This is a genomic window from Curtobacterium sp. A7_M15, from assembly GCF_030705415.1.
Lineage (GTDB): Bacteria > Actinomycetota > Actinomycetes > Actinomycetales > Microbacteriaceae > Curtobacterium.
In genome coordinates, this window is record NZ_JAUZED010000032.1 from 14,378 (window position 1) to 33,219 (window position 18,842).

Consider the following 18,842-nt stretch of genomic DNA (forward strand, 5'->3'; position numbering starts at 1 on the left):
TCCCGCCCACCAACCAGGAAGGCCCCGGATGCTCGAGCTCCCGGCCGTGTTCGAAGTCGGCTCCCTGATCGCCATCGTCGCGATCCTGCTGGCCGACCTCCTCGTCGTCGCACGGCGTCCGCACGTGCCGACGCTCAAGGAGTCCGGTCTGTGGGTGGGTCTCTACGTCGGCCTCGCGCTGCTGTTCGCCGTCGCGATGTTCGTCTTCGCCGGAGGGGAGCCGGCCGGGCAGTTCCTCGCGGGCTGGCTGACCGAGTACAGCCTGAGCATCGACAACCTCTTCGTGTTCGTGATCCTCATGGCGCGCTTCTCCGTGCCGAAGGCGATCCAACAAGAGGTGCTGATGCTCGGCATCATCATCGCGCTGGTCCTGCGCGGGGTGTTCATCCTGCTCGGAGCCCGCCTGATCGAGGACTTCTCGTGGATCTTCTACCTCTTCGGGGCGTGGCTGGTGTGGACGGCGATCCAGCAGCTCCGGGGCGACGACGACGATGACGAGAAGGACAGCCTGATCGTCCGGCTGCTCCGGCGTCGGGTCCGCATCACGGACACGTACGACGGCATGAAGTTCCGCATCGTGCAGGACGGCGCGCGACACTTCACGCCGCTGTTGGTGGTCCTCATCGCGATCGGGACGACCGACCTGCTCTTCGCGCTCGACTCGATCCCGGCGATCTTCGGCATCACCGAGAGCGCGTTCATCGTGTTCACCGCGAACGTCTTCGCGCTCATGGGCCTGCGGCAGCTGTACTTCCTGCTCGGCGGGCTGCTCGAGCGGCTGGTGTACCTCAAGTACGGGATCGCGGCGATCCTCGCGTTCATCGGCGTGAAGCTCGTCCTGCACGCCCTGCACGGCAACGAACTGCCGTTCATCAACGGCGGGGAGCACGTCGAGTGGGCCCCCGAGATCGGGACCGGGGTGTCGCTGCTGGTGATCGTCGTGGCCATGGGTGTGGCGACCGGGGCGAGCCTCCTGCGGATGCGGCGTGAGGACGAGCCGCGCGACGCGGGCGCCGCGTAGCGGCGTCACGGCGGTCACGGGAGGCGCGGTGAGGGCCCGCCCCGTCCCTCCTGAAGCACGGCGGTGCGGACGGGAGGGGCGGTGCCAGGCCGAACCGCGCCTCCCGTCCCACAACTGGTGATTACAACGTTGACATCACGTTTACAGCGCTGTAAACAAGACGGGCGCGACGACGCGCACGAGGGAGAGACCCGATGGTGGGAAGCAGGACCGGAACACTCGCAGCCGTCAGTCGGCGCGGGTTCCTCGCCGGCGCGGCAGGTGGAGTAGCACTCGGCACGATGGCGCTCGCAGGGTGCGCCGCACCGCGACCGGCAGCAGGCGGCACGACGACGCTGCGCTTCTACGAGCAGAAACAAGAGGTGATCGCGTACTTCGACGACCTCCTCCGGAAGTTCGAGCGGGGACACCCGGGGATCTCGGTGGTGCACGACAGCACGACGGCGATCGCGCCGCAGTTCGTCCGCGGTGAGCCGGCGGACGTCGGGTGCTTCAACGACAACCTCGAACTCGCGCGGTACATCTCGCGAGGGGTGCTGCGCGACCTCGGAGACCTCCCGTCGGCGGCGCGCATCCGCCCGAGCATCGACGGGCTGACGAACCAGTACGCCACCTACCCCGGGCGGACGAGCGTGCTGCCGTACTCGCTCGCCGCGGCCGGGGTCATCTACAACAAGCGCATCTTCGCCGACCACGGCTTGCCGGTCCCCGAGACGTGGGACGACTTCGTCGAGGTGTGCCGGACCCTGCAGAAGGCCGGGATCACGCCGATCTACGCGACGGACCGTGACACCTGGACGCTCTGGCAGGGGCTCTTCGACTACTCCGTCGGCAGCCTGGTCGACACCGGGACGTTCTTCCGGAAGATGAAGGCCCTGGGCACCGACGTCGGTCCGGACTCCGAGGTCTCGTTCGAGCAGGACTTCGCGGTCCCGATGGAACGCGCGAAGACGATCTCGTCGTTCTTCAACCCGGACCACGCGACCCGCGCCTACGCGGACGGCAACCTCGCGTTCGGCCAGGGGAAGGCCGCCATGTACCTGCAGGGACCGTGGGCGCTGGGCCAGATCGCACTGATCGACGAGAAGCTCGAGGTCGGCACGTTCGCGCTGCCCGTGTCGAACGACCCGTCGGAGCGCAAGGCGCGGGTGAACATCGACCTCGGCCTCTGGATCCCCACGGCGACCCGGAACCTCGAGCAGGCCGAGGAGCTCGTCGAGTTCCTCATGCAGCCCGAGGTGATCGACGCCTACAACCGCGACAACCTCGCGTACTCGACCACGAAGGACGCCCCGCCGCAGCGTGACGAGCGACTCGCCGGGCTCCAACAGTACGTCGACGACGCCGCGTTCTACCAGGGCGCGGGGACGTTCATCCCGACGTCGATCCCGCTCGGCAACTACCTGCAGTCGGCGATCCGGAGCGGGGACTTCACCTCGATGCTGCGGCGGCTCGACGCGGACTGGCGGCGCCTCGCCGGCCGGTCGGCGACGGTCTGAGCCGGCCCAGGACGATCAGGAGCGATCATGACCATGCAGACCCCGTTGTCCCGCGACACCGATCCGGCGACGTCCGGGCCGGCGACCGCGGCCTCCCGCGTGCACCGGCGCGTGGGCTCCCTCCACCGGACCGAGGGGATGTACTACCTCTTCCTCGTGCCGGCTCTGGTGCTCTTCACCGCGTTCGTCGTGGCACCCGCCTGCGTCGGCATCTTCTACAGCTTCACCGACTACCTCGGGTTCGGCGCTTGGCACTTCCTCGGGATCGAGAACTACCGCGCGCTGGTCTCCGATCCGTCGATCGTGTCGTCGTACGGGTTCACGCTCGGCTTCGCGGTCGTGACGGTGATCGTCACGCAGGTGATCGCGCTCGCGCTGGCGATCGCCCTCGCGAAGCGGATCCGCTTCGCGGCCGGCCTCCGTTCGGTCTTCGTGATCCCGATGGTGATCTCCGGGATCATCGTCGCCTACGTGTTCAACTTCCTGTTCTCCAACACCGTGCCGGCGCTGGCCACGAGCGTCGGGTTCGGACCGCTCGAACAGAGCATCCTGGGCGACCCGAACCTGGCGTGGCTCGCCATCGTCATCGTCTCCGCGTGGCAGACGGTCCCCGGCGCACTGCTCATCTACACCGCGGGGCTGACGTCGATCCCCGAGGACCTGTACGAGGCGAGCTCGCTCGACGGTGCCACGGGGTGGAAGCAGCTCCGCGCGATCACCCTCCCGCTGCTCGGCGGCTTCATCGTCATCAACACCGTGCTCGGCGTGAAGGGGTACCTCGGTGCGTACGACGTGATCGTCGGTCTCACGAACGGCGGCCCCGGATCCGCGACGAGCAGCGTCGCGATGACCATCTTCGGCGGTTTCACCGGTGGCGACTACGCCTACCAGATGGCGAACGCGACCGTGTTCTTCATCATCACCGTCCTCATCTCCGTGCTGCAGCTCGCGGCGACCCGCGGAAGGAACCTGCGACTCGCATGACCGCCATCGACACCCGACCCCCGACCGACACGCACGCGGTGACCACCGGCGGTCCCCGACGACCGGCCCGGAACCACCGCCGACGCCTGGGCGGCACGAACTGGACGCTCACCGTGGTGCTCGGGCTCGCCTCGCTCACCGTGCTCGTCCCGCTGTACGTCACGGCCGCGATGGCCTTCAAGACGAGCAAGCAGTCCGTCGACGGCAACGCCCTCTCCCTGCCGTTCCCGTTCAACCCGGGGTCCTTCGCCGAGGCCTGGCAGCTCACCCGCTTCCCGGTGTCGTTCTCGGTCTCGCTCGGCGTCGCGGCGCTGACCGTCGTCGCCACGCTGCTGCTCAGTTCGTTCGCGTCGTACGCGATCGTCCGGAACTGGCACAAGCGGTTCTTCCGGTGGTCCTTCGTCTACCTGCTCGCGGCGATGTTCCTGCCCTTCCCGGTGGTCGCCCTGCCGCAGATCAAGCTCACCGCGCAGATGGGACTCGACAACCCGATCGGCGTGGGGATCCTGCACGCCATGTTCCAGTTGTCGTTCAGCGTGCTCCTCTACTCCGCGTACCTGCGGTCGATCCCGGTCGAGCTCGAGGAGAGCGCCCGGATCGACGGCGCGTCCACCTGGCAGATCTTCTGGCGGATCATCCTGCCGCTGCTCGGCCCCATGAACGCGACGGTCGGCATCTTCGCGTTCCTCGCGTCCTGGAACGACTTCATGATGCCCTCGCTCATCACCGCCGATCCCACCTTGCAGACCCTGCCGGTCGTGCAGAACATCTTCCAGAGCAAGTTCGGCACGAACTACAACGTGGCCTTCGCCTCGTACCTGATGGCCATGGCACCGACGATCATCGTGTACCTGTTCGCGCAGCGCTGGGTGATCAGCGGTGTGACGCAGGGCGCGGTCAAGAGCTAGGAGCACGGATGACCACGACGGACACGATCCGTCCCTTCCCGGGGTCCGACCCCGTCGCCGATCCGGCGGCCGTCGTCGTCGGCGAGCACTGGCGGGTGACCGTCCTCGACGAGGGGACGTTCCGGGTGGAGTGGAGCGAGGACGGCGGGTTCGAGGACCGCGCGTCCACGTTCGCCCTCCGCCGTCGACTCGACGTCCCGGAGTTCCGGGTCGAGCGGACCACCGGAGCCGGCGGCGTGGTCGTCACCACGGCCCGGGCCCGGCTGCGCTACGACGGCCGTCCGTTCTCCGCGAGCGGCTTCGTCGTCGAGACGATCGGACCCGACGCGAACCGGTGGCGCTGGGGGCAGGAGGCGCGCGACCTCGGCGGCACGGGGCGCACCCTCGACGACGTCGACGGTCGCATGCCGCTCGAACCGGGCATCCTCGCCCGGGACGGCATCACCGTGCTGGACGACAGCGACTCGTTCCTGTTCGAGGACGACGGCTGGATCGGCACCCGTGTGCGGGGGCGTCGGGACGTGACCGTGTTCGCGTACGGCCGGGACTTCGACGCCGCACTCGGCTCGTACCACGCGGTGTCCGGTGCGCCGTCGCTGATGCCGCGGTGGGCACTCGGCAACTGGTGGAGCCGCTACCACCCGTACAGCGACAGCTCCTACCTGGCGCTCATGGACCGGTTCGCCGAGGAACACCTGCCGTTCTCCGTCGCGGTCATCGACATGGACTGGCACCGGGTCGACTCCGTGCCGTCCCGGTTCGGCAACGGTTGGACGGGGTACTCGTGGGAGCCGTCGCTGTTCCCGGACCCGGCGGCCTTCCTCGGGGAGCTGCACCGCCGTGGGATGCGGACGACGCTCAACCTGCACCCGGCGGACGGCGTCCGGGCGTTCGAGGACGCCTACCCCGCGGTCGCGGCGGCGATGGGCGTCGATCCCGAGAGCGAGCAGCCGATCCCGTTCGACCCCACCGACCGGCGGTTCGTCGCGGCGTACTTCGAGCTCCTGCACCGTCCGCTCGAGGAGCAGGGCGTCGACTTCTGGTGGATCGACTGGCAGCAGGGGCGCACGACCGACCTGCCCGGAGTCGACCCGCTCTGGCTCCTGAACCACTTCCACCTGCTCGACTCCGCCCGGGACGGCGGCGCCGGCATGACCTTCTCGCGCTACGCCGGCCCCGGGAGCCACCGGTACGCGGTCGGGTTCTCCGGCGACGCCGTCGTCTCGTGGGCGTCGCTCGCGTTCCAACCCGAGTTCACCGCGACCGCAGCGAACATCGGGTACCCGTGGTGGAGCCACGACATCGGCGGACACACCCGTGGCGTGCGCGACGACGAGCTCGCGACCAGGTGGGTGCAGTTCGGTGTCTTCTCGCCGATCATGCGCCTGCACTCGGCCAACAACCCGTTCATCCGCAAGGAGCCGTGGGCGTTCCCCGCCGAAGCGCGTGCGGCGATGGGGGAGGCGCTCCGCTTCCGGCACCGGATGGTGCCCTACCTCCACACGATGAACCACCGTGCGGCCGCCGGCACGGCGCTCGTCCGTCCCCTGTACCACCTGGAGCCGCGCCGTGACGAGGCGTACCAGGTGCCGAACACCTACGCGTTCGGATCGGAACTGCTCGTCGCGCCGATCGTCGAGCCGCGTGATCCGGCGTCGCTGCACGGCTCGGCGAGGGCCTGGCTCCCGGCCGGCACGTGGACCGACGTCTTCACCGGCACGGCCTACGCCGGGGACCGGTTCGTCGACCTACACCGCACGCTCGACCACGTCCCGGTGCTGCTGCGAGCGGGCGGGATCCTGCCGCTCACCGCGCCGGACGAACTCGACGCCACGGTCAACCCGACCGCGTTCGAGGTCCTCGTCGCGCCGGGTTCGTCCGGGTCGTTCACACTCGTGGAGGACCGCGAGGGTGCCGAGGGCGACACCGTCGAGACGCTATTGACGTGGGACCGCGAGCGCGCCGAGTTCCGGGTGCACCCCGCGTCGGGTGCGCTCGACGTCGTCGCGGCCCGCCGCCGCTGGCGCGTCACGTTCCTGGCCGCGCCGGTCGACGGCCAGCACGTCGACGCTGCCGCGGCGGACCGGTTCTCGGTCGACCTCGCCGCCGACACCGCGACCGGTGGGGTCGTGGCGCTCGCCGGCCCGCCCGTGGTCGGGACGGACGCACGGGAGCGCATCCGGACGGTCCTCGAGGGCGCACAGGCCGGCAACCCGGAGAAGCTCGCCGCGTGGGAGGTCGTGTCGAGGGACCGGCCCCGCGCGGACCGCATCGTGGAACTCGGGACCGTGGGGCTCCCCGACCCGGTGCGGGACGTCGTGGTGGAGCTCCTCGGGAGCGTGCACCCGGGCGAGGGGTAGCGGACGACGGTCAGCGGTCGGGGCGGCTCGGGTGCGGCGCGCCCCGCGCTCGCCGGGGCTCAGCGGTCGGGGCGACCCGGGTGCGGCGCGCTCTCGCCGACCAGTAGCCGGTGCCCGACCGTCACGTAGCGTCCGGCGACGTCGCTCCCGTCCATCCGTTCGACGAGCAGGTCCAGTGCGGTCGCGGCGAGCGCGACCGTGTCCGGCGCGACCGACGTCAGGCTCGGTGCGAGGCTCGACCCCAGGGCGATGGCGTCCCACCCGACGACCGCGATGTCCCGCGGCGCCTCCAGACCGCGCAACCGCATCGCGCGGAGCACGCCGACGGCGGCGAGGTCGTCCCGGCAGAGCAGCCCGTCGACGTCGAGCCCGGCGTCGAGGGCACGTCCGAAGGCGGCCTCGGCACCGGGCGCGTCCCCGACCTCGCGCGGGACGAGGAACTCCGCGTCGATGCCGGCCGCCGCGAGCCCGGAGCGGTACCCGTCCAACCGGAGGGCTGACGTCCTCGACCCGGTGCCGGCCTCGTGGCCGAAGAACCCGATGCGACGGCAGCCGAGCGCCGCGAGGTGCGCGACGGCGTCCGCCGCCGCACGTCGGTTGTCGATGGCGACCTGGTCGGCCGAACGGGGCCGGACGTCCTCGCCGAGGAACACGACCGCGGTGTCCCCACGGACGGCGTCGATGGCCTCCGGGGAGAGGATCTGCGGGTGGATCACGACGCCGTCGACCACGCCGGCCTCGCGGCCGCGGACGGCCGAGCGCTCACCCTCCGCCGAGTCGCCGGTCTCCTCGAGCAGGAGCTGGAACCCGCGGGCCGCGCAGACGTGCGAGAAGACGTGGGCGAGCTCCGCGAAGTACGGCCGGCGCAGGTCGGGGAACGCGAACGCGAGCATGTTCGACCGGCCCGTCGCGAGCGCTCGGCCGGAGACGTTCGGCCGGTAGCCGAGCTCGTCGATGGCAGCCTGCACACGATCGCGCATGGCCACGCTCACGTGCTGGTAGCCGCGGACGACGTTGGACACGGTCTTCATCGAGACGCCGGCGTGCGCGGCGACGTCCTGCAGCGTGACCTTGCCCATCCGCTCACCGTACCGGCGCCCGACGGAGCCGACCCGCGCCTCCCGTCCCGTGCCGTGAAGGCGCCGGACCGCGCCCGCGGTCCGATACCGTCGACAGCGGACCCCTCCCACCCCTCGCGAACCGGATCGAGCAACGATGCCTGACGTCCACCGCCCCGCCGACGACCGCTACGAGCGTCTCCCGTACGAGCGCGTCGGGAGGAGCGGTCTCCTGCTGCCGCGCATCTCGCTCGGGCTGTGGAACAACTTCGGCACCGACCGGCCGCTCACGACGCAGCGCGACATCGTGCTGCACGCGTTCGACCGCGGGGTCACGCACTTCGACCTCGCGAACAACTACGGCCCGCCGCCCGGAGCCGCCGAGGAGCAGTTCGGCCGCATCGTCGGGTCCGACCTCCGACCGTTCCGCGACGAGATCGTGGTGTCGACGAAGGCCGGCTACGAGATGTGGCCGGGCCCGTACGGCAACTGGGGCTCGCGAAAGTCGATGCTGGCCTCGCTCGACCAGTCCCTCGGGCGCCTCGGGCTCGAGTACGTCGACGTCTTCTACTCGCACCGCCCGGACCCGTCGACGCCGATCGAGGAGACCGTCAGCGCGCTGGTGACCGCGGTCCGTTCGGGCAAGGCGCTCTACGTCGGCATCTCGAACCACGACCCGGCGCAGACGGCAGCGGCGGCCGAGGCGCTCGCCGCCGAGAACGTCCACCTGCTCATCCACCAGCCGCGCTACAACATGTTCGACCGCGTCCCCGAGGACGGGCTCTTCGACGAGCTGCTCCGTCTGGGGACCGGCGCGATCGTGTTCTCGCCGCTGGCCGGCGGACTGCTGACCGACCGCTACCTCGACGGGTCCGTCCCGGTCGGATCGCGTGCAGCAGAGGGTCGCTGGTTCGGCGCCGATCGCATCGACGACGAGTACCTGGCGACCGCGCGTGCCCTGAACGACATCGCAGTGGCGCGCGGGCAGTCGCTCGCGCAGCTCGCGATCACGTGGGTGCTCCGGCAGCCGGCCGTCACGTCCGCGCTCGTCGGGGCGTCGAGCGTCCGCCAGCTCGACGGGACGCTCGACGCGCTCGAGGGGGCGCCGCTGACCGACGACGAACTCGCGGCCGTCGACGCGCTGGTGCCGCGCGGCTGACTCCGGACGGCGCTGGCCGCGGGGCTGCGTCCGGGGTCGTTCGGTCGTTCGGTCGCCGCGGGGCTCGGTCCGCGCGATCCGCTGGCCGCGGGGCTCGGTCCGCGCCGGGCGCTGGCCGCGCGGCTCGGTCCGCGCCAGGATGGTGCCATGACGGACCACGCCGAGATGATCCACCCCGACGTCGCACCGAGCGGACCCGGGTGCGTCGAGTGCGACGCCACCGGGTCCTGGTGGGTGCACCTGCGCCGGTGCGCCGCGTGCGGCCACGTGGGTTGCTGCGACGACTCGCTGAACACCCACGCCACCCGGCACTGGGAGGGGACCGGGCACGCGGTCATCCAGAGCTACGAGCCCGGCGAGACGTGGTCGTACGACTACCGCGACCGCTCGACGTTCGAGGGCGTGGAGCTCGCGGCGCCGACGAGCCACCCGGTGGAACAGGCAGTCCCCGGGCCGGCGGATCGCCTGCCCGGGGACTGGTTGGAACTGCTCGGTGGGTCGCGCTAGTTCGCGACGACGGCTTCGTCGTGGCCAGGAGAAGACGAAATGAGTACTGACAGTCACCCCTCCGGCCCAGTACATTCGTCTCACCCGATCCGCGCGACCGACACGGAAGTCCATGCAAGCACTCCTTGGCCACGCCCTCCTTGCGCTCTACGGTGCCGCGCCGAAGTTGTTGATGCCCGTGCTGCGCTCGGGGCCGGTTGTTCGGTGGGTGACCGTTCCGCTGGTGCTGCCGGCCCTCATCGTCCGGAGGGCGAAGGCAGAGGGCGTGAAGGTGCGATGGGGACGCGCCGTCCGGTGGGTTCGTCGAAAGACCGTATTGGACTTCTTCACGACCGCCATCCTTCCGATCGCGGCAGATGACGCTCTGGAGCTGGCTGACATGCTCCGCGTCCGGGTCGGCCACCCCCGGTACAGCGAGATGGTCATCGCGCTTGAGCAGGAGACCTACCCACTCCAGAGCGCCGGACGGGCGGTCGGTCGCGGTTTCGCGAAGGTGGAGGGCACCATCCGGCGCACGGCGGAAACCCAAGGAGAGCAGCTCCGGACCCTCCTCTCCGGGAACGCCACCCCTGCGCTCGGCCCACCCGTCGATGTCGTTGATCGGGCCCGGACAGCAACTCGCTCCAGTCGAGCGTTCTCGACCTTCGTCCCCACGGCGCTCGGCGTTCACCCTGCGGTGACGGTCGGAGTGCACGACGGTGGCCAGGAGGAAGCTGCGATCCCTGCGTACGTCGAGCGTCCACACGACGCTGAGATTCGACGTGCGATCCTCGGTGGCGCCGGCGATGAGGCACCCAGAGACCCGGTGTTCGTCGCGGTCTGGGGCCCGTCGTGCAGCGGTAAGAGTCGGAGCGCGTGGGAAGCAGTGGCAGCTTCGCCGCTCCGAGACTGGGCAGTACTCCGTCCGGTGTCGCTCGAGCAGCTCGTCGGACACCTCGAGAGCGGGGTCGCCGCGGAAACCGTCCTCTGGCTGGACGATCTGGAGGACTTCTTCGGCGCCGAGTTCGTCGGAGCTGATCATGCGCTCGGTCGCCGCGCGGTGGGGTACCTTGCTGATCTGCTGACCGCAGGGGATCTCGGCGGGCTCGTGGTCCTGGCGACCATGTGGTCCGTGCCGACCATCTCCGCCGCCCCGGGAGGTGCGCCGCTCGGGGGCGCGGGCACGTTGGAAGGCGCGGCGGACCGGAGTGGAGTCGCGCGGCTGTTCCAGCTCGCGACCACTGTGCGGGTGGCGGAGGACTTCGACCGACGAGCACTCGCGGATGTGGCGCGATCGGACGAGCAACTGCGCTTCGTCCTGGAGCAGATTCCACCTGGTTCCGCTCCGGACGCCGATCGGGTGGCTGCCAGCCAGTTCTTCGCGGGTGGAGCGCACCATCTGCACGCCTACCGGACCGCCGAACCCTCTGTCCGCGCCGTCCTCACGGCCGCTATGGGACTTCGGCGGGTCGGTCTGCCGAATCCGATCCCGCACGTCGTCCTGGTCGACGCCGCGGCACGACTCCTCACAGAGGAGACGACTGCTTCAGGTGCGCGTGCGTCGGCCATGGCCGGGCTCACCGGCGCCGCAGAACCGTGGCGCGGTACCCATGCCCTACGCGAAGTGGACCGCGGAGGGGAGCCTGCGTACGAGCTCCACGACTATCTCCACTACTCGCACCTGCGCCAGAGCCGTTCGGCCCCGACCATCGCGGCGGTGTGGTCGGCCCTCGTCGATCAACGCGGCGCACTGTCCACGAGCGACGTGCGTGCGGTTTCGAACGATGCTGTCGCCCGGGGCCTCCGACGAGAAGCGGCTCTGCTCACGACACCCGCCAGCGCGCGTTCGGGCAAGCGCTGGGATGGCAGTACCGACTTGTCGCTCCTCGCGATGCGTTCGTCCCGCGCGCTCGACGAACTCACCAGGATGCTCGGCGAACCAACGGGACCCGTTTGGTCATCGAAGCCGGGCGGCGTAGCGGATTTCGACCGTACTGAGCTGTACGAGGCATGGGCTGCACGCGGCGACTTCGACGCACTCGAGCGCGCGGCGAAGTGGAGCTGGGTGGCCGACAAGGAGCTCTCAGATTTCGCGTTCGACACAACCGACGTCCAAGCTCTGGTCGAACGCGCGGCAGCGGACTCCTACTCGGCGGAGAGCCTGCATGCCGAACTGCTGCTGCTCCGCGGGGATCTCGATGGGCTGCGTCGATTGCACGACGAAGGCAACCACCAGGCACTGGGCGCCCTTGTCGAGCAGTACATCGTGACCAATCGCTTGCAAGATGTCATCGACCTCGCCGTCCATGAATGGTCCATCCGCCGCAAGCTGGCACCCGTACTCCGGGCACGCGTCCCGGACGGCGTCCTGACCCAGGCAATCACATCTCCCGTGACGAGCGGGCACCGCACGGGGCTCCTCCGGTCGATCGTCGCGAGGAGACTCCTCAACGAGATCGATCCGTTCCACCCGTCCGACGATCACAGTGAATTCGGGATGCTATCGCTGGTCCGTGGACTGGACGACGGCGATCTCGCACTTCTCGCAGACCGTGGGCTGGCCGCGGCTATGCACGAACAGATCGATCGTGCGACGACGGTCGGTGATGTCGGCGCGATCGCGGACATCGCGCGCCGTGCACGGCGGTCGTTCCCCATCTTCCTCGGGTTCACCCACATGGACCCACTCGAGCACGCGGTGGAGGCTCTCCTGCTCCACGGAGCCTGGCGATCGGTCGTGGACCTCCCGGAGCAACGCGGCGTCGACGACCGATTGATCAGTCACTTGCTCGCCACCGACAACGTCGAAGGGCTTCGCGCACTCGCTCTCGCTCGCGGGAACGACGCGGTGGACGATGTGCTCGAGCACAGAACGCTCGCATGGGCGCTCGGCGCGGTGGGCGAGTGGGACTTCGTCCTCGAACACTTCCCCTCCAGCCCGGCCGCGGTGGCGCGGTACGTGGCCCTCCGCGACGTCGCAGCCTTGCGCGGGTTGGCATCCGGTATGGGTTGGAACCCCACCGCCCAAGCGGCGCTCCAAGCCCTCGGCGTTTCGCCGGAGCACGCGGTACGCGCGATGCGTGGGCCAGCGGACGGTGCGAAGGCGGTCTACGGTGCCGTCACCGCGCTGGCCCACCAAGGCCGGTTCGGGCGAATCCGACGACTGGCACGGGAGCGGTCCGACGTCCTCGCCGTCGCGGCCGGATACTTCGTCGCGGCAGGCCGGACCGACGAACTCCGATCGCTCCTCGTGCGTGGGGCGCACGGTGGTCGTGCCGTACCCGAGTGGGTCGTTCCGTTTGTGCTCGGGCATCAAGCACGACCCTCGCTTCGATCAGCACTCGTCAAGCGGATAATCGCGGTCGGTGACGCTGCTGCCTTGCAGTCTTTGCGGTTCGTGCTTCGTGACCAGCAGGACCTTGAGCTCATGCGGGAGCTCGGAAGCGACGACGACGGTGTCCTTGTCGAAGCCTCGCCGGATCGCGAGGAAGAGGAGGACGAGGAGCGCCGAACCTGGGCCCAGTGGTACAAGGCGCTCGTCGAAGACCTCGCCGTGAGCGAGATCGGAGTCGTTCAGTTGCTGAGTGGCGACTGGGCGGCGGAATTGTCAGCGCGTCGTCTCGAACGCAGGGGCGACTGGGACGGCGTCACCACTCTGGCACTCGCGGGTGACCGATTCTCGCTCGACGCACTGATCAACCGGTTGCTGCTCCGCGGCGACGCCGAACGACTGATCGAACTGTGCCACGGCGCGGAACAACTGCCCACACTGCATCGCTGGCTCCTCAAGCGGGCGGTCGTCGAGGCACTGACGACGAGTCGTGCCGAACCGTCGACCATCAAGGCCACGATCGGTGATGACCACGCGATGCGATCGGCGTACGAGAGCTACCTCATCGATGCCGGTCGGTTGGACGAGGTCATGGACGATGCTGACCGCGGAACGCCTCCAGCCGACTCTCGGGCCGTGGTTCGTGCCGCGTTTCTTCGAGGTGACCTCGCGTTCGTGGAGCGACGTGCAGCATCAGGCGACGACGGTGCGCTCGACCTGCTCACCAAGCGTGCCATCGCGCTCGGAGATGACGCCGAACTCGTGCGTCTCTGCCACTTCCCCTTCCCTGCGGCAGCGAAGGCGCTGCTCGCCCGCGCGACCGCGGCTCGTCCGCAGGAGGCGCCGTTCACCCTGCGACCGGACGGCGCGGCCGTTCCCTGGCGCGACTGACCGTGGCACAGACAAGACGGGAGGCGGACGGCGATCTCGCCACTCGCCTCCCGTCGGTCGTGTGATCACGCGACTAGGCGGGCGATCTCACGCTGAGCCGACCGCCTGGTCACGGCGCGGGAGCGTCCAGCCCGGCCGGACGAAGTGGCACGTGTAGCCGTGCGGGTGCTTCTCGAGGTAGTCCTGGTGCTCCTCCTCCGCCTCCCAGAAGTCACCGGCGGGCTCGACCTCGGTGACGACCTTGCCCGGCCAGATGCCGGAGGCGTCCACGTCGGCGATCGTGTCGAGGGCGACCTCGCGCTGCTCGTCCGATGTGAAGAAGATCGCTGAGCGGTAGCTGCGACCGACGTCGTTGCCCTGGCGGTCCTTCGTGGACGGGTCGTGGATCTGGAAGAAGAACTCGAGCAGGTCGCGGTAGGAGATCTGCGACGGGTCGAAGACGATCTCGACCGCCTCGGCGTGGTCGCCGTGGTTCCGGTAGGTGGCGTTCGGGGTGTCACCGCCGGAGTAGCCGACGCGCGTGCTGATCACACCGGGACGGCGACGGAGGAGCTGCTGCGCTCCCCAGAAACACCCGCCGGCGAGGATGGCGGTTTCGGTGGTGGTCATGGTGGCCTCCTGAGGTCGTCGTTGCCGCTGGCTGCGGCATCACGTGGTGCAACCGGCGAGGCCGGTCGTGTGTTCCCGTGGGACGGGAGGCGCGGTGCGGCCCCGCCATCGCGCCTCCCGTCCCGCGACTGGTCGCGCTGGGTCAGGCGGTGGTGTCCTCGAGCGAGTCGAGTGCGGCGACGTCCTCGGACGACAGCACGAAGTCCACGTCGGCGTTCGCCGCGATGCGGGACGGCGTCGTCGACTTCGGCAGCGGCAGGACGTCCTTCTCGAGCAGGTAGCGGATCGCGACCTGGGCGACGCTCTTGTCGTACTTCGCCGCGATCCGGGCGATCTCCTCGTTGTCGAGGAGCCCGCCGGTTGCGAGCGGGGAGTAGCCCTCGGTGAGGATGTCGTGCTCGCGGTCGAAGGCCGTCGTCTCGTCCTGCGTGTTGCCGATGAACCAGCGGATCTGGTTGGCGTGCGGGACGACGTCGGTCCGGCCGAGCAGGTCCTCGAGGTCGGCGACGGCGAAGTTCGAGACGCCGATGCTCTTCGTCCGGCCGGCGTCGTAGACCTCCTCGAGGACCTTCCACACCTCGACGTTGCCGTCCCGGTGGTCGGAGCCGATCGCGGACCACGGCCACGGCGCGTGGACGAGGTAGAGGTCGACGTGCCCGAGGTCGAGGTTGCGGCTGGACTCGTCGAACGCCTCGCGGGCGCCGGACGCGGTCTTGATCTCGGCCGGGAGCTTCGTGGTGATGAACAGCTCGTCGCGCGGGATGCCGCTGTCGCGGACCGCCTCGCCGACGCTGGCCTCGTTGCCGTAGGTGAGAGCCGTGTCGATGTGGCGGTAGCCGGCGTCGAGTGCGGCCTTGGTCGCGTCGTAGGCCTCGGAACCGGACGGGATCTGCCAGGTGCCGAACCCGATCTTCGGGATGTGCAGGCCGTTGGACATGCTGAACGTGTCGATGAGAGCGGGCATGCCCCGGACAGTACGCCGTGCGCACTCCGGTGGATCGTGCGAGCGGGCGTCGGTCGGATCGCCTACCATTCGAACACACGTTCGAACGAGGAGGGCGAGATGATGCTCACGCGTGAGGCTGCCACGGTGTGGTGGGAGCACGGTGTGCCGGTGCGGATGGTCTGGCGCGAACGGCGCTGGCGGGTGTCCGACACCCCGACGCGCCTGACGGCGGCGGCGGAGTTCCTGCCGTCGGCGATGACGCACGCTCCGGAGCGCACGGTCGGGTGGCGGTTCCAGGTGAGCTCGGCGGACGGCGAGGACGTCGTGGTCGTCGACATCGCGCCCGAGGGGGACGGGTGGGTGGTCGCGCGGACGTGGCGGTGAGCCCCGCCGGCGTTCAGTCCAGCATGTCTCCCGCGCGCTGGTAGAGCCCCGTCGCCAGGTCGGCGAGCACGCCAAGCACCGCTCCGTCGTGCGCCTGGTCGACCTCGCGGAGCACCTCGGCGTACCGCTCCCGGTACTCGCGGACGACCCGCTCGCCGTCGGGCAGGAGCCGCAGCAGCGATCCCCGCCGGTCGTTGGGGTTCGGCGCGCGCTCGAGCAGGCCCGCTGCCGTCATGCGGTCGATCATGTTCGTCACGGCGCCTGAGGTCAGCCCGAGGTACCCGGCCACCTCGGTCGGGGTGGAGTAGCCGGTGTCGCTGACGAGCACCAGGGCGCGCAGGGCGCTCTCGTGCACGCCGGCACGGGTGCTGAGCCGCCCGACGAGGCTCGCGTTCGCGCGCACGACCGCGTCGAACGCCGCGATGAGGTCGGCCGGATCGGTCACGGGTTCCTCGCTTCGGGTCGGGTGTGGAGGCGTCCCTCGCACTGGGGACAGTATACGAGTGGTCAACTTGATGAATGACTGGCTATCTTGATGATCGAAGCAAACGAGCCCGAACGGTTTGCTCCGCCACATCCCTGATCACCTGACCGAAGAGGTTCCCGTGTCCGACAAGCTCCGTACCTCCGCACTGAAGCGGGTCCGTTTCGCCCCCGTCGCACTCCTCGCGGGCATCTTCGCCGCCGTGCTGCTCTCCCTCTCGCTCACGGGCACCCTCTCCGGGTTCGCCGCGAGCATCACCAACAGCAGCAACACCGCGGCCAGCGGCACGCTCACCATGCAGGAGCAGAACGCCGGCGGCACCGTCACCTGCACGAGCACCGACGGCGGCTCGGTCTCGACGAACTCCGCCACGTGCTCGACGATCAACAAGTTCGGCGGCAGCACCACGATGACGCCCGGCAACACCGTCACGACGGCGATCTCGATCAAGAACACCGGCACCGCGAACGCCTCCACGTTCACGCTCACCCCCGGCGCCACCTGCACCCAGTCGGCCAACGGTTCGGTCAACGGCACCGCGACCGACCTCTGCGCGAAGATGAACCTCGTCATCTCGTCCGGCTCGACCACGGTGTTCAACGGCACCCTCGCCAGCTTCAAGGGTGCGGCCGCCTCGGCGTTCACGATGCCCGCCGCCCCCGCTGCGGGCGCGTCCGTGCCGTTCACCTTCGCCGTCACGCTCGACCCCTCGGCCGGCAACTCCTACCAGGGCCTCGCCGCCTCCGTGCCGATGACCTGGACCTTCACGGCCTAGTCACCCCGACCGGCGCGGCGGCCCCCCCCCCCCCCCCCGGGGGCGGGGGGCCCCCCCCCCCCCCCCCCCCCCCCCCCCCCCCCCCCCCCCCCCCCCCCGCCCGCCCCCCCCCGCCACCCACCACCCCGCCCCGTCCCACCTCCCCGCCGCACACGCCCGGAGCCGCACATGAGCCAGACCGCCGCCGTCCCGCTCAGCGGCACGCTCGACCGTCCGCTCCTCGGCGGCCACACCGCCACGCGGTTCGAGACCGTCCTCGCGTGGACGGTCGCCGGGGTCGCCGCCGTCCTCCTCACCGCCGCGGTGCTGTTCCTGTCCGCCGGCGGTCGCTGGTTCGTCGTCGAGACGCCGTCGATGGGCGAGGCCGCGCCGGTCGGCACGCTCGTCCTCGACCTCCCCGTGGACGTCGACACCCTGCACGTCGGCGACATCGTCTCCTACACGACCGCGGCGAACCCCGGTGTCGTCTACACCCACCGCATCGTCGCGATCGACGCCGACGGGCTCCACGCCCGTGGTGACATCAACGGCGCGACGGACCCGTGGACCCTCACGCAGGAGAACGTCATCGGCACGCCGGCGCTCCTCGTCCCGAACCTCGGCTGGCTGTTCCGGGCCACGCCGCTCCTGCTCATCGGCACGCTCGTGATCTGGACGCTCACGAGCGTCTTCACCGACCGTGTCACCCGCACCTGCCTCCGCATCGCCGGTGGTGCCCTCACGGTGTCGTACGCGGCGTTCGTCCTCAAGCCGTTCGTCAACGTGACCACCATCACGAACACCGCCACCCACGCCGGCGTCGAGGCGACCATCGTCTCGTCCGGCATCTTCCCGGTGCGGGTCGAGGCCCGCGGTGCCGAGAGCGTCCACCTGGTCGACGGCCAGGTCGGGCACATGGTCATCCACGAGCTGACGAGGAACGGGCACTACCAGCTCACCTCGACCATCGACCTCGGGCCGGTCGGTTGGGGACTCCTCGTCGCCGCCTGCCTCGTCCCGCTCGTGCTCTGCCTGGCCGTCGGTCGCGTCGAGGCGGTGCGTCCGTCGTGAGTCTCCGCCGCTTCCGCGACGGCCGCGTCGTCGCCCTCGTCCTGGTCCTCGCCGTCGCCGCCGTCGGACTCGCCAACGTCCTCGCGCCGACACGGTCCGCGTTCAGTGCCGTGGTCGCGAACACCGGCAACAGCGCCGCGACCGCGCCATACTTCACCTGCTCCGCGGCGGTCGGTGCGGACACCCAGGCCGCCCTCTTCGCCTACCGTCTCGGCGAGGCCTCGGGCTCGACGACCGCCGTCGACTGGTCCGGCAAGGGCGTGAACGGCACCTACCAGGGCTCGATGACGGCGACCACGCCGAACCCGAACGCGTGCCCACGCGACACCGGCACGTCGTACGTGCTGAACGGCTCGACGAGCTTCGTCTCGACGCCGCGGTCGTACGCCAACCCGACCACCTTCAGCGAGGAGGTCTGGTTCCGCACGACGGTCGCGGGCGGCATGCTCGTCGGGTTCGGCAGCAACCCCGTCGCCACGTCCGGCCAACACGACCGCCAGATCTACCTCAACACCGCCGGGCAGCTCGTCTTCGGGACCTACAACGGGACGACCCAGGTGGTGACGTCACCGAAGGCGTACACCGACGGTGCGTGGCACCACGTGGTGGCGACGATGTCCGCCGCCACCGGGATGCGGCTCTACGCGGACGGCGCCCTCGTCGCGTCGAACGCGGCCTTCACGACCCCGGAGAACTACACCGGCTACTTCCGGGTCGGGTACGACACCGTGTCCGGGTGGCCCGGGCAGCCGTCGAACTTCGCGTTCACCGGGTCGATGCGGTACGCGGCGGTCTACAGCTCCGTCCTGTCCGCGACCCAGGTCGCGAACCACGCGGCGGCTGGTCGCTGAGGCGCGTCGGACGGGAGGGACGGTGCCAGCTGGCACCGTCCCTCCC

16 protein-coding genes are annotated in these 18,842 nt (G+C 70.0%); 12 read left to right on the forward strand and 4 right to left on the reverse strand.

Translation table 11 applies throughout. The features are described 5' to 3' along the window. Positions 1-28 precede the first annotated feature (28 nt). From Q7F20_RS08120 to Q7F20_RS08140, 5 genes are all read left to right on the forward strand, one after another. On the forward strand, positions 29-1,021 hold the full coding sequence (locus tag Q7F20_RS08120; protein ID WP_305739604.1) for a TerC/Alx family metal homeostasis membrane protein: 993 nt from the start codon (positions 29-31) through the stop codon (positions 1,019-1,021). A gap of 194 nt (positions 1,022-1,215) precedes the next feature. Further along, positions 1,216-2,520 (forward strand): ABC transporter substrate-binding protein, encoded by a 1,305-nt coding sequence (locus tag Q7F20_RS08125; RefSeq protein ID WP_305739605.1) that lies wholly within the window; start codon positions 1,216-1,218, stop codon positions 2,518-2,520. A 27-nt stretch (positions 2,521-2,547) separates the two neighbouring features. Then, positions 2,548-3,504: a carbohydrate ABC transporter permease gene (locus Q7F20_RS08130; protein WP_305739606.1), complete on the forward strand. Its 957-nt coding sequence runs from the start codon at positions 2,548-2,550 to the stop codon at positions 3,502-3,504. Next, the gene (locus Q7F20_RS08135) at positions 3,501-4,412 is read left to right on the forward strand and encodes a carbohydrate ABC transporter permease (protein WP_305739607.1); all 912 of its coding nucleotides are present in this window, start codon (positions 3,501-3,503) and stop codon (positions 4,410-4,412) included. The genes Q7F20_RS08130 and Q7F20_RS08135 overlap by 4 nt, the downstream gene beginning before the upstream one ends. Positions 4,413-4,420: 8 nt before the next feature. Next, entirely contained in the window at positions 4,421-6,772 is a 2,352-nt protein-coding gene (locus tag Q7F20_RS08140) for a TIM-barrel domain-containing protein (protein ID WP_305739608.1), read from the forward strand. 59 nt (positions 6,773-6,831) lie between these two features. On the opposite strand, the gene Q7F20_RS08145 is transcribed toward Q7F20_RS08140, so the two are convergent. Then, positions 6,832-7,851, reverse strand: coding sequence for a LacI family DNA-binding transcriptional regulator (locus Q7F20_RS08145; RefSeq protein WP_305739609.1), 1,020 nt, complete (start codon positions 7,849-7,851; stop codon positions 6,832-6,834). Positions 7,852-7,987: 136 nt separating this feature from the next. Here Q7F20_RS08145 and Q7F20_RS08150 point away from each other — a divergent pair, with 136 nt between their 5' ends. The 3 genes from Q7F20_RS08150 (at position 7,988) to Q7F20_RS08160 (ending at position 13,697) form a co-directional block, all read left to right on the forward strand. Next, entirely contained in the window at positions 7,988-8,989 is a 1,002-nt protein-coding gene (locus Q7F20_RS08150; RefSeq protein WP_305739610.1) for an aldo/keto reductase, read from the forward strand. A gap of 147 nt (positions 8,990-9,136) precedes the next feature. Continuing rightward, positions 9,137-9,496, forward strand: coding sequence for a UBP-type zinc finger domain-containing protein (locus tag Q7F20_RS08155; RefSeq protein WP_305739611.1), 360 nt, complete (start codon positions 9,137-9,139; stop codon positions 9,494-9,496). A gap of 112 nt (positions 9,497-9,608) precedes the next feature. Continuing rightward, entirely contained in the window at positions 9,609-13,697 is a 4,089-nt protein-coding gene (locus tag Q7F20_RS08160; protein WP_305739612.1) for a hypothetical protein, read from the forward strand. Between the two features lie 87 nt (positions 13,698-13,784). Here Q7F20_RS08160 and msrA read toward each other — a convergent pair whose 3' ends face one another. After that, the gene (msrA, locus tag Q7F20_RS08165; RefSeq protein ID WP_305739613.1) at positions 13,785-14,306 is read right to left on the reverse strand and encodes a peptide-methionine (S)-S-oxide reductase MsrA; all 522 of its coding nucleotides are present in this window, start codon (positions 14,304-14,306) and stop codon (positions 13,785-13,787) included. A 142-nt stretch (positions 14,307-14,448) separates the two neighbouring features. Continuing rightward, positions 14,449-15,270 carry an aldo/keto reductase gene (locus Q7F20_RS08170; RefSeq protein WP_305739614.1) on the reverse strand — a complete coding sequence of 274 codons (822 nt, stop codon included), beginning with the start codon at positions 15,268-15,270 and terminating at the stop codon, positions 14,449-14,451. Positions 15,271-15,369: 99 nt separating this feature from the next. On the opposite strand from Q7F20_RS08170, the gene Q7F20_RS08175 reads away from it, so the two are divergent. Next, positions 15,370-15,636 carry a hypothetical protein gene (locus Q7F20_RS08175; protein WP_305739615.1) on the forward strand — a complete coding sequence of 89 codons (267 nt, stop codon included), beginning with the start codon at positions 15,370-15,372 and terminating at the stop codon, positions 15,634-15,636. 13 nt (positions 15,637-15,649) lie between these two features. Here Q7F20_RS08175 and Q7F20_RS08180 read toward each other — a convergent pair whose 3' ends face one another. Next, complete coding sequence (locus Q7F20_RS08180; RefSeq protein WP_305739616.1) at positions 15,650-16,081, reverse strand: MarR family winged helix-turn-helix transcriptional regulator; 432 nt, start codon at positions 16,079-16,081, stop codon at positions 15,650-15,652. A 160-nt stretch (positions 16,082-16,241) separates the two neighbouring features. On the opposite strand from Q7F20_RS08180, the gene Q7F20_RS08185 reads away from it, so the two are divergent. From Q7F20_RS08185 to Q7F20_RS08195, 3 genes are all read left to right on the forward strand, one after another. Then, positions 16,242-16,895 (forward strand): hypothetical protein, encoded by a 654-nt coding sequence (locus tag Q7F20_RS08185; protein ID WP_305739617.1) that lies wholly within the window; start codon positions 16,242-16,244, stop codon positions 16,893-16,895. A 168-nt stretch (positions 16,896-17,063) separates the two neighbouring features. Then, on the forward strand, positions 17,064-17,945 hold the full coding sequence (locus tag Q7F20_RS08190) for a S26 family signal peptidase (RefSeq protein ID WP_305739618.1): 882 nt from the start codon (positions 17,064-17,066) through the stop codon (positions 17,943-17,945). Next, positions 17,942-18,796, forward strand: coding sequence for a LamG domain-containing protein (locus Q7F20_RS08195; RefSeq protein WP_305739619.1), 855 nt, complete (start codon positions 17,942-17,944; stop codon positions 18,794-18,796). The genes Q7F20_RS08190 and Q7F20_RS08195 overlap by 4 nt, the downstream gene beginning before the upstream one ends. Positions 18,797-18,842 lie beyond the last annotated feature (46 nt).

Coding starts and splice junctions, on each gene's coding strand:
- Q7F20_RS08120 (WP_305739604.1), top strand. CDS start 29: ATGCTCGAGCTCCCGGCCGTGTTCGAAGTCGGCTCCCTGATCGCCATC.
- Q7F20_RS08125 (WP_305739605.1), top strand. CDS start 1,216: ATGGTGGGAAGCAGGACCGGAACACTCGCAGCCGTCAGTCGGCGCGGG.
- Q7F20_RS08130 (WP_305739606.1), top strand. CDS start 2,548: ATGACCATGCAGACCCCGTTGTCCCGCGACACCGATCCGGCGACGTCC.
- Q7F20_RS08135 (WP_305739607.1), top strand. CDS start 3,501: ATGACCGCCATCGACACCCGACCCCCGACCGACACGCACGCGGTGACC.
- Q7F20_RS08140 (WP_305739608.1), top strand. CDS start 4,421: ATGACCACGACGGACACGATCCGTCCCTTCCCGGGGTCCGACCCCGTC.
- Q7F20_RS08145 (WP_305739609.1), bottom strand. CDS start 7,851: ATGGGCAAGGTCACGCTGCAGGACGTCGCCGCGCACGCCGGCGTCTCG.
- Q7F20_RS08150 (WP_305739610.1), top strand. CDS start 7,988: ATGCCTGACGTCCACCGCCCCGCCGACGACCGCTACGAGCGTCTCCCG.
- Q7F20_RS08155 (WP_305739611.1), top strand. CDS start 9,137: ATGACGGACCACGCCGAGATGATCCACCCCGACGTCGCACCGAGCGGA.
- Q7F20_RS08160 (WP_305739612.1), top strand. CDS start 9,609: ATGCAAGCACTCCTTGGCCACGCCCTCCTTGCGCTCTACGGTGCCGCG.
- msrA (WP_305739613.1), bottom strand. CDS start 14,306: ATGACCACCACCGAAACCGCCATCCTCGCCGGCGGGTGTTTCTGGGGA.
- Q7F20_RS08170 (WP_305739614.1), bottom strand. CDS start 15,270: ATGCCCGCTCTCATCGACACGTTCAGCATGTCCAACGGCCTGCACATC.
- Q7F20_RS08175 (WP_305739615.1), top strand. CDS start 15,370: ATGATGCTCACGCGTGAGGCTGCCACGGTGTGGTGGGAGCACGGTGTG.
- Q7F20_RS08190 (WP_305739618.1), top strand. CDS start 17,064: ATGAGCCAGACCGCCGCCGTCCCGCTCAGCGGCACGCTCGACCGTCCG.